This window comes from Achromobacter sp. (assembly GCF_036567245.1).
Classification (GTDB): Bacteria; Pseudomonadota; Gammaproteobacteria; order Burkholderiales; family Burkholderiaceae_B; genus Achromobacter.
The window spans coordinates 1-15,837 of the sequence record NZ_DATCUY010000051.1; the positions used below are offsets into that span (position 1 = coordinate 1).

Here is a 15,837-nt window from a genome sequence, read left to right on the forward strand (position 1 = left end):
GTCGCGGCCTGCGTCGCGGGGTGGCCTGCTTGTGCTTGGGCGGCGGCGAGGCCACGGCCATCGCCATCGAATTGCTTTGATCCGGCGGCGCGTCCGCCGCCTAGACACAGGAAGACGAACACATGGGACCTCTGGCTGGAATCAGGATCATCGAATTGGCCGGCATCGGTCCGGGGCCGATGGCGGCCATGCTGCTGGCCGACATGGGCGCGACGGTCCTGCGGATCGAGCGCAAAGAACCCGCCGACCTGGGCGTCAAGCGCGAGCTGAAGTACAACCTGCTGCTGCGCAGCCGGCGCTCGATAGCCCTGGACCTGAAGGATCCGCGCGCCGTCGCGCTGGTGTTGCGGCTGCTGCGCAAGGCCGACGGGCTGATCGAAGGATTCCGTCCGGGCGTGACCGAGCGGCTGGGCCTGGGACCGCAAGCCTGCCTGGCGGAGAATCCCCGGCTGGTCTATGGCCGCATCACAGGCTGGGGCCAGGACGGGCCGCTGGCGCAAGTGGCCGGGCATGACATCAACTACATCGCCGTCACCGGCGTGCTGGACGCCATCGGCCGGGCCGGCCAGCCGCCTACGCCTCCGCTCGCATTGGTGGGCGATTTCGGCGGCGGCGGTCCCTATCTGGCATTGGGCATGCTGGCCGCCATCATCGAAGCGCGCCAGTCCGGGCAAGGCCAGGTAGTGGACGCCGCCGTGATGGACGGCGTGGCCTCGATGGCCACGGCCTTCTACGGACTGGCCGCGTCGGGGGCGTGGCTGCCCCAGCGGGGGACCAACATCCTCGATTCGGGCGCGCCGTTCTATGACGTTTACCGATGCGCGGACGGCCTGTGGCTGTCGGTCGGCCCGATAGAACGCCGCTTCCATGAACTGCTGCTGCGGCAGCTGGGCCTGGACGACGATGCCATCCGCGAACTGGGAGACCATCAGGACAGGGCCACCTGGCCTCGCCTGCGGACGGCGCTGGCCACCGCCTTCGCCCAGCGCCCCCGGGAGGAATGGTGCGAACAGCTGGCGCAGTTGGACGTGTGCGTGGCGCCCGTGCAAACGTTGGGAGATGCCGCCGGGCATCCCCAGGTCAAGGCGCGCGGCACGCTGCTGGAAGTGGACGGAATTACACAGCCCGCGCCGGCGCCGCGCTTCAGCAGGACGCCCAACGCCAGGCCGACGGCGCCGCAGCCGCCGGACGCCGGAGCGCTGGAGGGTTGGCTGGATCCGGAGGATCTGGAGGCCTGCGGAAAAATGCTCTGAACGTCGCCTTCCTGAATAGAATGGGCTTCGCGTTCACCATTCTGGAGTCGTCCCATGAACTTGCAACTACGATTTCTCTCGCTTTTTGCCATGTGTGTGATGTCGGCCGGCGCTGCGGCTGAAACGCTGCCGGTGGTCCAGTTCATTGCCACGGGGGGCACGATTGCGATGAAGGTGGATCCAGTCACCAAGGGGGTGGTTCCCGCCATCTCGGGTGATGACCTGATGCAGACGGTGCCCGACGCCGCCAAGTACGCCCGCATAGAAGTCAACAACTTCTCGGCCATGTCGGCCAACTATGTCGAGCCCAAGTGGTGGACGCGCTTGACCAAGTCGGTGGATGACGCCTTGGCCCGGCCTGAGGTGGCGGGCGTGGTGATCGCCCATGGCACGGACACGATGGAGGAGACCGCGTACTGGCTGGATCTGACCGTGAAGTCCGACAAGCCGGTGATCCTGATTGGCGCGCAACGCAATGCATCCTCCCCGGATTTCGACGGGCCGCGCAATCTGCTCAATGCGATCCGGATCGCCACCGCACCGGATGCCAAGGGCAAGGGGGTGATGATCGCCATGAACAACCAGATCAACGCCGCGCGCACGGCGACCAAGACCCATACCGCGGATGTCGAGACGTTCAAATCCGGCGATTTCGGCTTTCTCGGGGAGGTCTGGTCGGACCGCGTGCAATTCTCGCGCACGCCCTTGCGGCGGCAGCACATCGACATAGGCGCGGGCGAAATGCCGTGCGTGGAAATCCTGCCGATGTTCGGCGGCGCTGATGGCGATCTGCTGCGCTATGCCGTGGACCAGGGGGCGAAGGGCATCGTGGTCCAGGCCGTGGGCATGGGCAACATGAACGTATCGATGTTCGAGGCCGTGAAGTATGCGCTGGGCAAGGACGTGCCGGTGGTCATATCGACGCGCGTGCCCAATGGCCGGACGATGCCGGTCTACGGCTTCCCTGGGGGCGGGAAAACTACTTTCGACGCAGGCGCCGTCATGGCAGGCGACCTCAGCCCGCAGAAGGCCCGGCTGCTGCTGATGCTGCTGTTGCATCAGGGGCAGCACGGCAAGGAAGCGCTGCAGGCCGCATTTGATCGTTGAATGCCGCGGGCAAGAGCTGCGGCACCCACGGCGCAGGCCTTCCGGAACAAGGTTCGGCGCTGTGCGGCGGCGTTCAAAGGCCTTTTCCCGTGATCGCCTGAACAACAATTCCGATCATTTCTGGGCGCGCGTCCCCGCTTCGGTATTGCGTTGGACTACAAAAGAAGCGAGTGCATAGCGCGCAAAAAAAGCCCCGGAGGAAACCCCCGGGGCGAATCTTCAAATCGTGCCGGGCAGACCCATGCCGGCACGGCCTTTCTTCTTACGAAGCGCGCAGCGTCTTGGCCGCGGCGACCATGTTGGTCAGCGCCGGAATCACCTCTGCCCATTGGCGGGTTTTCAGGCCGCAGTCCGGGTTGACCCACAGGCGTTCGGCCGGAACGCGCTCGGCGGCTTTCTTCATCAGTTGCACGATATGCTCCTGGCTCGGAATGTTGGGCGAATGTATGTCATACACGCCGGGGCCGATCTCGTTGGGATAGTTGAAGTTGTCGAAAGCGTCGAGCAGTTCCATGTCGGAGCGCGAGGTCTCGATGGTAATGACGTCGGCATCCATATCGGCGATCGAGGCGATGATGTCGTTGAACTCCGAATAGCACATATGGGTGTGAATCTGGGTCTGGTCGTCCACGCCGTTGGCGGTGATGCGGAAGGACTCCACAGCCCAGTCGAGGTATTCCTGCCATTGTGCGCGGCGTAGCGGCAAACCCTCGCGCAGGGCAGCTTCGTCGATCTGGATCACGCGCACGCCGGCCTTCTCCAGGTCCAGCACTTCTTCGCGTATGGCCAGCGCCAACTGCTTGCACGACACCGAGCGCGGCTGGTCGTCACGCACGAAGGACCAGTTCAGGATGGTGACCGGGCCGGTCAGCATGCCCTTCATCGGCTTCTGGGTCAGCGATTGGGCGTAGGTGATCCATTCCACCGTCATGGCCTTGGGGCGGCTGATGTCGCCGAACAGGATGGGCGGCTTCACGCAGCGTGAACCGTAGGACTGCACCCAGCCGAATTGGCTGAAGGCATAGCCTTGCAGTTGTTCTCCGAAGTATTCGACCATGTCGTTGCGTTCGGCTTCGCCGTGGACCAGTACGTCCAGTTCCAGCGCTTCCTGCTCGCGCACGCTGCGGGCAATTTCGGCCTGCATGGCGGCCCTGTAGCCAGCGACATCCAGGCGGCCGGCCTTGAATTCGCTGCGGGCATGGCGGATCTCGGCAGTCTGCGGAAAGGAGCCGATAGTGGTGGTGGGGTATGCCGGCAGCTTGAGCAGCGCGGCCTGCTTGCCGGCGCGCACGGTATAGGCGTGCTTGCGCTGGCCGAGCTTGGCGTCGATCTTGGCCACGGCGGCTTGCACGGCCGGGTTGTTGACGCGCGGCGAGGCACGGCGAGCGGCCAGGGCGGCGGCATTGGCAGCCAATTCCGCCTTGACGGCCTCGCGACCGTCGCGCAGGGCGCGGCCCAGGAGGCGCAGTTCATCCAGTTTTTGCAGAGCATAGGCCAGCCAGGATTTGATCTCGGCATCGAGCTTCTGCTCATTGTTCAGGTCCACCGGCACGTGCAGCAGCGAGCACGAGGGCCCGATCCACAGGCGCGCGCCGAGCTTGGCGGCTATGGGCTCAACCCAGTCCAGCACGGCAGTCAGGTCGGTCTTCCAGATGTTGCGACCGTTGATCACCCCCAGCGATAGCACTTGGTCGGGCGCCAAGGCAGCGATGACGGCTTGCACGTCGTCGCGGCCGTTGATGGCATCGACGTGAATGCCGGCGACAGGCAGCTTGGCCAGCAATGCCACGTTGTCCTTCAGTTGGCCGAAGTACGAAGCCAGCAGCAACTTGACGCGGCTGGCTTTGAGCACGTTGTAGGCGGTCGCCAGGGCATCTTGCCAAGCCGCATCCAGCTCGGTGACCAGGATCGGTTCGTCGATCTGCACCCACTCCACGCCTTGCGCGGCCAGGGTATCCAGCAGTTGGGCGTAGACCGGCAAGAGACGGCCCAGCAGAGCCAGCTTGTCGGACTCATCCTTGGCCTTGCCCAGCGCCAGGTAGGTCACCGGGCCAACAATCACCGGCTTGGCCCGGACACCCTGGGCCCGGGCTTCGGCCAATTGCTCCAGCAGGCGCGTAGCGTCCAGCTTGAACTCGGTGGCGGCGGTGAACTCGGGGACGATGTAGTGGTAGTTCGTATCGAACCACTTGGTCATTTCACCGGCGGCCACGCCGCCGCAGCAGCCGGCGTGTTCTTCGGCGCCCAGGGCGGAACGGCCGCGCGCCACACGGAAATAGTTGTCCAGTTGGTCGCCGTGGAAGCCTTGTACCCGCTCGGGCAGGTTGCCCAGGGTAAAGCTCATGTCCAGGACCTGGTCGTAGAAGGCAAAGTCCCCCACAGGCACCAGGTCCAGGCCGGCCTGGTTCTGCCAGTGGCGCTGGCGCAGTTCGGCGCCCAGCGCCTTGAGCGCGTCGCGCGAGGATTCGCCCTTCCAATAGGATTCGAGGGCGAACTTGAGTTCGCGCTTGGCGCCGATGCGCGGAAAGCCGAGATTGTGAATGGTGGTCATGATCCGCTCTCAAAAAAATTCTTGAACTGGCGAATCGTAGGGGTGCGAAACGATGAAGTAAAATGGTTTTATCTCAACAAACTATGAATTTTATTCATCGACCATGCTTGATCGTACCCATTTATCCATCGTGCAAGAGGTAGAAAAGCAAGGCTCGCTGACCGCAGCCGCAGGCGTCCTGCACGTGACGCAGTCGGCCTTGAGCCACAGCATGAAGAAGCTGGAGCTGCAGCTGGGCACCGACATCTGGCTACGCGAAGGCCGCAGCCTGAGGCTCACGCAGGCTGGCCAATACCTGTTGGCGGTGGCCAACCGGGTGTTGCCGCAACTGGCCCTGGCCGAAGAGCGTCTGCGTCAGTTCGCCCAGGGAGAGCGCGGGTCACTGCGCATCGGCATGGAATGCCATCCCTGCTACCAATGGCTGCTGAAGATTGTCTCCCCGTATCTGGCAGCCTGGCCGGACGTGGACGTGGATGTGAAGCAGAAATTCCAGTTCGGGGGCATCGGGGCGCTGTTCGGCTACGAAATCGACCTGCTGGTCACTCCCGACCCATTGAACAAGCCCGGGCTCGTGTTCGAGCCTGTATTCGACTACGAGCAAGTGCTGGTCGTGGCTGGCAGCCACCCTCTCGCCAAGGAAGAGTACGTCACCCCCAAACAGCTCACCAACGAAGTGCTGGTGGCCTACCCCGTGCCGGTCGACAGGCTCGACATCTACAACATGTTCCTGACGCCGGCCGGCATCACGCCCAAGCGCCACAAGGCCATCGAGACCACGGACATCATGCTGCAAATGGTTGCCAGCGGCCGCGGGGTGGCGGCGTTGCCACGCTGGCTGGTGCTGGAATACGCGGACACGATGGATGTGGCGCCAGTCCGGCTGGGCAAGAAAGGCATCGCCAAGCACATCTATCTGGGCGCCCGCGAGGCGGACGTGGGTATCGATTACCTGCGTGCCTTTATCGAGCAAGCGAAACGGCCGGCCGCAGCTTGATTCTTCGCATTCCCCACAGCAAGGCCGTCCCAATGGAAGGACGGCAAGCGCAGAGGGTCGAATGACGTGCGAGCAGATCGACCCGCCCGCCGAACCATGAATACAGCTAATGGTTTCATGAAATCAATTCACTTTTTTTCATGGATAGCCCGACATAAACTACGCCCCCTATATCGTCAGTGTCCAGACTGCTGAATAAAAAACAGAATCAGGCAGCGCTGACGAAGCAAGCGACAGGCGCGGGTTTTATTTCAGGAAGCAGGCAGCGGATCACAATGAGTACAGAGTTCACATTTGCCATCAAGAGCATTTGTTTCGATGAGGACTATCGTCCTTCGGACAATACGCGGATCACAACCAACTTTGCCAATCTTGCCCGAGGAACGAGTCGCCAGGAAAACCTGCGCAACACCCTCAGGATGATAGACAACCGTTTCAATGCCTTGGCGCATTGGGATAATCCCAAAAGCGATCGCTATTCCGTCGACCTTGAAATCATTTCTGTCGAGATGAGCATTGATGGCGCGAGCCGCGACAATGCCCTCCCTTTGATCGAAATATTGAAGACCAGCATTGTCGACCGCAAAACCAACGAACGCATCGAAGGCATCGTAGGGAATAATTTTTCCTCTTACGTGCGGGATTACGACTTCAGCGTGCTGCTGCTGGAACACACCAGGAACCAGACCGGATTCAGCACTCCAGACAATTTCGGAGACCTGCACGGCAAGCTGTTCAAGTGCTTCGTGAATTCAAGCACTTACAAGGAACACTTCAGCAAGCCGCCCGTCATATGCCTGAGCGTATCGAGCAGCAAGACCTATCATCGGACTGAAAACCAGCATCCCGTATTGGGCGTTGAGTACCAGCAGGATGAGTATTCGCTGACCGACGAGTATTTCAAGAAAATGGGGATGAAGGTTCGCTACTTCATGCCTCCGAATAGCGCTGCGCCTTTGGCCTTCTATTTTTCCGGCGATCTGCTGAGCGATTACACCAATCTCGAGCTCATCAGCACCATCAGCACGATGGACACCTTCCAGAAGATCTACCGGCCAGAGATTTACAACGCGAATTCCGCGGCGGGAAGAGCCTATCAGCCCAGCTTGAAGCACCAGGATTATTCGTTGACCCGGATTGTTTACGATCGAGAGGAACGTAGCCAGCTGGCTATCGAGCAGGGCCGGTTTGTCGAGGAACACTTCATCAAACCATACCAGTCGATTCTTGAGCAGTGGTCCGCCAACTACCCTCTTTGATCAATCAAAAAAACCAAGGCATCTATTGTGAAAAAATTGCTCCCCACCTCGACCGCCGGCAGCTTGCCCAAACCCTCCTGGCTCGCGGAACCCGAGAAACTCTGGTCCCCCTGGAAATTGCAGGATGAGGGCTTGGCCGAGGGCAAGCAGGATGCTTTGCGCTTGTCTCTGCAAGAACAGCAGCATGCGGGTATCGATATCGTCAGCGATGGCGAGCAAACGCGCCAGCATTTCGTGACGACGTTTATCGAGCACCTGGACGGCGTTGATTTCGAGAACCGCAAGACCGTCAGGATTCGCGATCGCTATGATGCGAGCGTTCCGACCGTCGTAGGCGCTGTGGCTCGCCGCAAGCCCGTGTTTGTCGAAGATGCCAAGTTCTTGCGTCAGCAGACCAAGCAGCCGATCAAATGGGCTTTGCCGGGTCCCATGACGATGATCGATACGCTCTATGACAGCCACTATCAAAGCCGCGAAAAGCTGGCTTGGGAATTCGCCAAGATCCTCAATCAGGAAGCCAGGGAGCTGGAGGCTGCTGGTGTCGATATCATCCAGTTCGATGAGCCCGCATTCAATGTGTTCTTTGACGAGGTGAATGACTGGGGCGTTGCCACGCTGGAAAGAGCCATTGAAGGACTCAAGTGTGAAACTGCTGTCCATATTTGCTATGGCTATGGCATTAAAGCCAATACGGATTGGAAAAAGACGCTGGGATCGGAATGGCGGCAATACGAAGAGGCTTTCCCCAAGCTGCAGAAATCCAGTATCGATATCGTCTCGCTGGAATGCCAGAACTCTCGCGTTCCCATGGACCTTATCGAACTCATCCGGGGCAAGAAAGTGATGGTGGGCGCCATTGACGTGGCGACCGATGTCATCGAAACACCCGAGGAAGTCGCCAACACCCTGCGCAAGGCTCTTCAGTTTGTCGATGCCGACAAGCTCTATCCTTGCACCAACTGCGGCATGGCTCCCTTGTCTCGTGGAGTCGCAAGAGGCAAGCTGAGTGCCTTGAGTGCGGGCGCGGAAATCGTCCGCAGGGAACTCTCGAACTGATTCCGAGGCAAAAGTGGCCGTCGTGAGCTGCTCGCGACGGCCGCCTGCAGTACCGGACTACTCCAGGTCTTCCTCAGCACTTCGAGCTGCACCCAGTATCTAGACCCTACCATGTCACTTTCCAGTACCGCGATCGAGCCATTGCGCTTTCGCGAAGCTCTCGGGCACTACGCGTCCGGCATCACGGTGATTACATCGCACATCGAAGGCGAGCCGATAGGCTTCACTTGCCAGTCGTTCCATAGCGTGTCCATGAGTCCGCCGCTGGTGTCGTTCAGCGTGATGTCCAGTTCGGCCAGCTATCCAAAAATCCGCCAGGCAGGTCGATTCGTAGTCAATATCCTGTCAGATGAGCAAGTCAGGATCTCCAACCAATTCGCTCAGCGAGGCGCGGACAAGTGGCGCGACGTAGCGTGGCAGGAATCGCCGCTCGGTAATCCGGTCATTGCCGGCAGCCTGCACTGGCTTGATTGCGAGATTTACGCCGAACACGCGGCGGGTGATCACCTGATTGTGATCGGTGAAGTGAAAGCCTTGAATCTGCAGAAAGCTGCTTCTACGCAGCCGTTGCTGTATTTCAAAGGACAGTATCGCAACATCGCCGCGCACGGCGGGGTTTGAAGACTTACCTCCGCTGTCCTTTTACGTTTCAATCAATCGGAATCCGCGGCAACGGTCGCTGGCGCCACAACCGACAGGCGGCGTTTGACCGTCCATTCCACAGCATCTAGCGCATTCGCGGCGACATCGGTCTTCCAGATCGACCGCGTCACACTCCAGCCCAAGGCTCTGCTGCGCCATCCCTTGCGGTTGAAAACCTGGCCGTGGAACGTAGTGATCAGAGGCGAACTTCGTTGGCTCCATCCAGGTTTGAGTGGCAGGAATAAAGTTCGCCTTTTCGGGGCGCAACATTTTCGGGCCGCTGATTTTTATCTCAAGGCTCGCCTTCTTAATCGACGCATGGCCGGATCCGCCTGCCGTCGTAGTGGGGTGTCACTGGTCGATTGAAGCTTCTTCGTTGACAATCTGGAGCTTATTCAGGAAACTCATTTTCGTTGCGCTGCAACCATACGGCGCAAGTCGACGCATGTGCTTTATCCCTCCTGTGTGCAAGGGGCTCGAATCGGCCCACGCCAGACGAAAACGCTAGTATGTTTCTTGGCTGTATTTTGGAGAGTGGCTGCTATGCATCTAAATCGACGCGGTTTCCTGGCGTTTTTGACATCGTTCGCCGCTTGCACTCCCAATTGGACAGCAGCGTCGCAATTCAGCCCCAACGCTGAACAAATCGAACAGGCATATCTGTATCTGCTCGGCCGGCTGCTGGTACTGCGGCAAGAGCACACCGACCGCGCCGGGGCTTCATTTTCGTATAACCAGATCAAATACAACCCGCTAGGCTCGGCGGATTTCGTCAATCCCAATTTCGACGTGGCGTATCTGGAAGCCTGGGTAGCAGTGGATGACCGGACGCCCGTTCTGCTGACTGTGCCGCGGATCGAGGGCCGTTATTACACCGCCCAGATCCTGGACGAATGGGGCGAGGTCATTGCCAACATCAACGAGCGTACGTTTCCCTCTCAACCGTTCGGAACCTATGCGCTGGTGGCACCTGGCTGGCAAGGCGACCTGCCTGCCGGCACCGCCCGGATAGAGCTGCATTCCCGCAAAGCCAAGTTGCTTGGCCGCGTAGAGTTGAAGGACGACCCTGAGGGTGCAGTAAAGCTGCAACGGGCCTTCGAACTGAAGACGCTGGGCATCCCTGTCATTCTTCCGCCGCCAGTCGTACCCCCGTTCATCAACAAGGACTTGTTGGGCGTGGAAATATTCGACGATGTCGATGCTCGGATTGGCAGCGCGTTTGACGTGTCTCCAGTGGCCGCACAAATGCAGCAACGGGTGCGCGCGGTGGCCAAGTATGCGTCCTCGTCAGTCGAGGCGCGTTCCGCGGTTGACAAGCAGTTGCGTGAACAGGTGGTCCCGCAGTTCATCGAATATGCTTTCACAAAGAGCGCCCCATATCGCAACCACTGGGTGGGCGGATCTCCTACCGGCAATTACGGCAGCGACTATTTGCTCCGTACCGTGGTCAACTACGCGGGCATCTGGGCCAACACGCGCGATGAGGTGATCTATTTCGTGGCGACGCGCGATGCCAACGAGGCCCCTTTCAACGGCTCGAACAGCTATGTCCTGCATTTCCCCGCCGACAAGCTGCCGCAGTCCGTGGTCGATGGCTATTGGTCGGTCATTCTTGTGAGCGTGCCGGACTATCGCGTGGTGCCTAACGATGTGAAGCGCTACAACTTCAACAACCACTCGAACCTCAAGCTCGAACAAGATGGCTCTCTGAAGATCGCCATCGGTCCAAAACCGGTCGCCGGTATGAGTGAAACGAACTGGCTGCCTGCGCCTGACGGCAAACCGTTCTCGCTGACGTTCCGCACTTATGTTCCAAAAGAAGCGGTGAAAACCGGAGCATGGACGCCGCCGCCTGTCACCAAGCTCTGACTCGAAATACACAGCGTAGAGGAACGACGATGCCGTTAGCCAGAAATGTCACCCTTCTGATCTTGAGTGCGGCATGTGCCGCGGTTGCCTCCGCCCAACCCGTCGAGATTTCTCCGGCATTTTCACGGACCATGCCCGCGGGTCCAATCAAGGGTTCGAAGATCACTGAGTCGTACGCGCGACTCGTTGTGAGGGATGCATACTTCTGGGCATGGCCTCTCGTGAACATGGCGGCACGTCGGGCCTCTTATGCCAAAGTCCCCGAGATGATGTACCTGGGCGCTGCGCCGACAGCGCCCTTGAACCACCTGGCTATGTTGACCGATTATTTCCCTCCCGAAGTGCGGCTTGTTGCGAGCCCAAACCAGGATGTGGTCTACGGCGGGGGATTGGTCGCATTGGATCAATCTCCGGTTGTCATTCAGGTGCCGGACTTCGGTGACCGCTTCTGGGTGTATCAGGCAGTTGATTCGCGCACAGATGGCTTTGCGCAACTCGGCAAGATGTACGGCACACAGCCGGGTTTCTATCTGCTTGTCGGCCCCAACTGGTCGGGTGAAATACCCAAAGGCATCACACGGGTTTTCAGATCAACTACGAACACTGGCAACATCGTTCCTAGAGTGTTCATGGACGACACGCCCAAAGATAGGGCCGCAGTCCAAGAGGTTCTCAAGGGCATCGTCATGTACCCGGCCGCACAGTTCGACGGCACCATGAAGTCTGTGGACTGGAAGAGCCTTAAGCATGTGCCGCAAAATGACGCGGGGGAGGCGGAAACCCAGTGGGTAACCCCAGATAATTTCCTAGATCTGCTGCCCGCGGCATTGGCCGACGCCCCGCCGCTGCCTGGCGAAGAGGCCCGGTATGCACAGGTCCTGTCGGTGCTGGACGCAGTGAAGTCCAACCCGGAGCTACGCAAGGCGGCGGTGGATGAAGCCAGAAAGGCGGACACCGAACTTATTGCACCGCTGTTCCAGTTCCGAAATTTCGGATTGGAATTACGCCACCACTGGACAACGACGACGAATACAGCCGCCTTTGGCGTGGACTATTTCACGCGAACCGCAGTGGCAAAGTCGAATATCTTCGTGAACGCGCCCAACGAGACAAAGTACTTTTACCAGGATCTTGACGAGGCAGGCTCACGCCTGAACGGTGCCAACAGGTACTCCCTGACCTTTGCGAAGGGCCAGACACCGCCGGTTCATGGGTTTTGGTCGATCACTCTGTACAACGACAAACATTTCTTCGTTGCGAATGACATCAAGCGTTATTCGGTGGGCACAAAGAACAAAGACCTCAAGCTAAACGAGGATGGCACCTTGACGATCTACGTTCAAACCGACCCACCGTCAGATCCGACCCACCGAGCCAATTGGTTACCTGCCCCGAAGGAAGGGGAGTTCTCGCTGTATATCCGGGCCTACTGGCCGAAGGCGGCGACGACCAGCGGACAATGGAACCCTCCGGCAGTCGTGCCAGCAAAATAGGCCGGCTCAAGATTCGCTTCGAGGATCTTCCCACTGACTGCTACGAACGACCGGTTGAATGCACAACCCGAAGCGGACAATAGAAAATTGACGTAGAGGAACTCATGCACGCAGTGGCCGACACCGAAGGTGATTCGTACCCTGCCAACCTAATGAATATACTGGTACGTCGTGTCCACAGAACCACGTATCGAATTTCGGTATCCAATGAGCGACTCACCCATCTACATCGTCGATCTCGATGTCACCTTGGAAGACGCGCCCGCATTCGCCGAGAGCGGCATGCGTTGGCTGGAAGCAATGTGCATTGCTGTTCGTTCCCCTGGGGCCGAGGTCGCCTTTTCTCCTGTCAGCCACGCGCCTGCGCCCGGTATTGCTCGTTGGGCCAAATGGGTAAACGAGCAGAGCAATAACGGGATAGGCGCAATCGTGGGGCGGCGTGTCTACAACGCTGGTTCGCAGGAGGTCGAGACGCTGCGCTGCCCGTGCTGCTCCGCAGCGCATGATTCCGCCTCTCTCCCGTGGCATGAGATGATTTCCGCGTGGTATTCGGGAGAACGTGGCGAGCTCGAATGCCCAAGCTGTCGACAATCGGACAGTATCAATCAATGGCGATTTTTACCGCTTGCATGGGGATTGGGAAACCTCGCATTTGGGTTTGACGGACCCGGCGTAGATGACGCATTGGCTCTAGAACTGGGAAAAGTCCTGGGGCATAGGATGGTCGTCGTGTTTGATAAGTTCTAGTCGACCCCGCTGCCATTCGACCGCCGCTCTCGTCCGAAGCGGAAACTGGAGAATGACTCAAAGTGGCCGCGAGCTGCCGTTGGTGATCGGCCGTTGTCGAGCCCCGTTGCCGTTGCTCAATCTTCGCCCGCTAATGATCATGAAGCCTAAAAAGTGCGGTGCGCCTCGGTATCTGGAATGTCGAAGGTGCTTCAGTGCGGCCTTATCACACCCATAATCGATATACCCAGAACGATTCGTCCTCTGCGAATCGTCGCGCGAATTCGCAGGGTGAAAAGCCGGTGATGCGCTTTACCGCTCGGCTCAGATGGGCCTGGTCGGCAAAGCCTTCGTCGTAAGCGATTGCCGCCCAATCCAGAGACCCTCCGGCCTCGAACTGTGCGCGGGCATTGAAGAACAAGCCTTCGGTCTTGACGAGGGATTGCCATTCTCGCAAGGATCGGCCGCTATATGCCTTGATACGCCGCTCCACGTGACGTGCGCTGTTCGACCGCCGCCAGTCGTAAGCGAGCCAGGTGAGCCCCTTGACCCACTGACGCCCTGCGCCGCATAGCGACGCAAATGCTGAGCCTGAATGGCCGGACGAGCGCCAGCGCGGCAGGATATGACGCTCAATGGCAGCGAGCGAGGCGGCTTCACTGTCTGCCGCGAGGATAGATTCGAATAGCGCATGCCATGAGCCATCAAGCAGATCGCGCGCATCGACGATCATGTCCTGAATCGCGGAGAGGTCGATTTGGAACAACGCTTGCGCGGCGCCCGCGTCGAAGCAGATCATTCCCGTGCGGCCGCCGGCCGGTGCCCAGCAAACTGAGGGATTCGAATGACTGCCAGACAATACGATCGGGGATCTCAAGGGCCGCCACTTCGGTCCAGTCTCTGTTTGTTCGATCCGCCCCGCATCGACGTCTTGAAACCACGTCAGGCTTACCATCGGAGAGGCGGGAAGGTGCGTTAGACGTTGCGCGTCGCTCAGATTGGACCCGCGTGTATCGCGCCACAGAATCGCGGCAATTGCTCCTTGCAAGCCTGGCGGGGCAACATGAAGGCGGCTGCGCGGGCGATGGGCGCCGTGCGTCGCCAAGGGCGCTCGGCTCAGCGAGTCGGGGCAAGAAAAGCAGGCGGGGGTCAGATCCATAAACGCGCAGTATAGGTATGTGGGGTGCCACTGTCGATGTCGTTTGCGTTCAAGAGAAACCGTGACGTTTGTCCGAGAATCGGGTCAGCAATCACTAGGAATCTTGACACAATGAGTGCGTCACCAGAACCTCAATGCCCGATCCATCGCGACTCGCCAACGATTGCTCCCGCAATCGGCTCTGCGGGGGCATGGCCTCCTGGTCCGGAGGCCGGTCTAACCGGCTGGAAGCTGCTGAGAGCCATGTCACGTGACTTGCCGGGCGCATTAGCGGCGTGGCGGAATGCATACGGTGACGTCGTGCACCTTCGTATTTGGCCGGAGCACGACGTAGTTGTGGCCGATCCTCAAATGGCGCGAGAACTTCTGGTCAGTCATCATGATGCATTGATCCGCTGGGAGCGCGGCATTCGTGTGTTTTCGCAGGTGCACGGTCATAGTGTGCTGACTGCGGAAGGGGAGGCTTGGCGAAGCCGCCGCCACGCGCTGCTTCCCAGTTTCTCTCCCAAGGCTGTGCAGCGCTTTTCCCCGATCATTGCCAATGCTGCCGCAAGTGCATTCGAGCAGTGGCCAAGAGAGAACCCCAATTGGCCTATTGAGAGAGAACTTACGACGTTGACCATGGACGTGATTCTCCAGTTGGTATTTTCAAGCAGCGTTGGCGAAGACGTGCGTGCAGTCGAGCACGCAATACGTGTGACGAGCGAAGCTACCAATGCCGAGTTCTTCTGGGCGGCCAGCATGCCAGACTGGATGCCTTGGAAACGCAAGAAACGACGTGCGCTGAGGACATTGAAGGACATGATCAATCGACACATAAAGAGTCGCTTGATGATAGCGCCCGCAGCTTGGCCCGATGATCTGCTGACTCGCCTGCTGCAATCTCGTGAAGATGAATCAGAGGAATCTCTTCAGTGCGTACGCGATGAATGCATGACCACGTTTCTTGCTGGCCACGAAACGACAGCAGCGACTTTGGTGTGGTGGGCATGGTGCATGGCATCCAATCCCGAGGCGCAGCGCTTGGCGCGGGATGAGCTACGGCGTGTGCTGCAAGGCAATACGCCCAGCTTCGAGGCGTGTCAACAAGCCAGCTATCTTGTTCAAACGCTTAAGGAAGCGATGAGGCTTTACCCCGTGGCGCCAATGCTGATGAGCCGCCGCGCGACACGCGCTATTCAACTGGGCGACTGGCTGTTTCCTGCACGTACGCTTTTCATGATTCCGGTGCATTCGCTGCATCATGACCCTCGGTGGTTTCCCGACCCGCAAACATTCAGGCCCGAGCGGTTTGCCCACGACGCCCCAGATCTGCCACGAGGTGCGTACATACCTTTTGGAGTGGGACCACGTGTATGTCTTGGACAGCACCTGGCAATGGCTGAAATGACGGTGCTCGCCTCCATGCTATTGCTTCGCTTCGAGCTGGCAGTGCCAATTGGCGCTGCGCCGCCACGTCCAGTGCTCAATGTGACCCTTCGGCCAGAAAAACCAATGCATTTGGCCGTTAGCCAGGTCAGACAGATTCGTCGCAGGACGTCGAGACTTTGAAAAGCTAAAGGGAATGACCACTTGCGACACAAAAGTCCGGTCTGTTCGCGGACGTCCCGGTTGGCACCACGTTAGCCAAACTGCCCGCACAGCGAAATCCTGCAGCTTTTCATCCTGGCTGAGGCGCTCACCGTTCGCCTCGGCTAATGGCCTGATAGGTACGAACGTGCCATCAGA

General features: G+C 59.3%; 12 protein-coding genes. 10 read left to right on the top strand and 2 right to left on the bottom strand.

The genetic code is table 11. The features are described from left to right. Positions 1-122: 122 nt before the first annotated feature. Both VIR09_RS01730 and VIR09_RS01735 read left to right on the top strand, forming a co-directional pair. Positions 123-1,253, top strand: coding sequence for a CaiB/BaiF CoA-transferase family protein (locus VIR09_RS01730; protein ID WP_332011201.1), 1,131 nt, complete (start codon positions 123-125; stop codon positions 1,251-1,253). 54 nt (positions 1,254-1,307) lie between these two features. Then, entirely contained in the window at positions 1,308-2,360 is a 1,053-nt protein-coding gene (locus VIR09_RS01735; RefSeq protein WP_332011204.1) for an asparaginase, read from the top strand. Positions 2,361-2,622: 262 nt separating this feature from the next. Here the strand turns inward: VIR09_RS01735 and metE are convergent, their stop codons facing one another. Beyond that, entirely contained in the window at positions 2,623-4,911 is a 2,289-nt protein-coding gene (metE, locus tag VIR09_RS01740; RefSeq protein WP_332011206.1) for a 5-methyltetrahydropteroyltriglutamate--homocysteine S-methyltransferase, read from the bottom strand. 103 nt (positions 4,912-5,014) lie between these two features. Here metE and VIR09_RS01745 point away from each other — a divergent pair, with 103 nt between their 5' ends. The 7 genes from VIR09_RS01745 to VIR09_RS01775 all read left to right on the top strand — a co-directional run bounded on the left by VIR09_RS01745 (position 5,015) and on the right by VIR09_RS01775 (position 12,971). Next, on the top strand, positions 5,015-5,905 hold the full coding sequence (locus tag VIR09_RS01745) for a LysR family transcriptional regulator (protein ID WP_332011209.1): 891 nt from the start codon (positions 5,015-5,017) through the stop codon (positions 5,903-5,905). A gap of 275 nt (positions 5,906-6,180) precedes the next feature. After that, complete coding sequence (locus VIR09_RS01750; protein WP_332011246.1) at positions 6,181-7,164, top strand: DUF1852 domain-containing protein; 984 nt, start codon at positions 6,181-6,183, stop codon at positions 7,162-7,164. 27 nt (positions 7,165-7,191) lie between these two features. Continuing rightward, the gene (locus tag VIR09_RS01755) at positions 7,192-8,220 is read left to right on the top strand and encodes a methionine synthase (RefSeq protein ID WP_332011212.1); all 1,029 of its coding nucleotides are present in this window, start codon (positions 7,192-7,194) and stop codon (positions 8,218-8,220) included. Positions 8,221-8,331: 111 nt separating this feature from the next. Then, complete coding sequence (locus VIR09_RS01760; RefSeq protein WP_332011215.1) at positions 8,332-8,841, top strand: flavin reductase family protein; 510 nt, start codon at positions 8,332-8,334, stop codon at positions 8,839-8,841. Between the two features lie 564 nt (positions 8,842-9,405). Beyond that, entirely contained in the window at positions 9,406-10,731 is a 1,326-nt protein-coding gene (locus VIR09_RS01765) for a DUF1214 domain-containing protein (RefSeq protein ID WP_332011218.1), read from the top strand. Positions 10,732-11,030: 299 nt separating this feature from the next. Further along, entirely contained in the window at positions 11,031-12,224 is a 1,194-nt protein-coding gene (locus VIR09_RS01770; RefSeq protein WP_332011220.1) for a DUF1254 domain-containing protein, read from the top strand. Between the two features lie 207 nt (positions 12,225-12,431). Continuing rightward, complete coding sequence (locus tag VIR09_RS01775) at positions 12,432-12,971, top strand: hypothetical protein (protein WP_332011223.1); 540 nt, start codon at positions 12,432-12,434, stop codon at positions 12,969-12,971. Between the two features lie 205 nt (positions 12,972-13,176). Here VIR09_RS01775 and VIR09_RS01780 read toward each other — a convergent pair whose 3' ends face one another. Beyond that, positions 13,177-13,749: an AraC family transcriptional regulator gene (locus tag VIR09_RS01780; protein WP_332011226.1), complete on the bottom strand. Its 573-nt coding sequence runs from the start codon at positions 13,747-13,749 to the stop codon at positions 13,177-13,179. A 471-nt stretch (positions 13,750-14,220) separates the two neighbouring features. Between VIR09_RS01780 and VIR09_RS01785 the strand changes: the two genes are divergently transcribed. Then, positions 14,221-15,660 (top strand): cytochrome P450, encoded by a 1,440-nt coding sequence (locus VIR09_RS01785; RefSeq protein ID WP_414639361.1) that lies wholly within the window; start codon positions 14,221-14,223, stop codon positions 15,658-15,660. Positions 15,661-15,837: the final 177 nt, after the last annotated feature.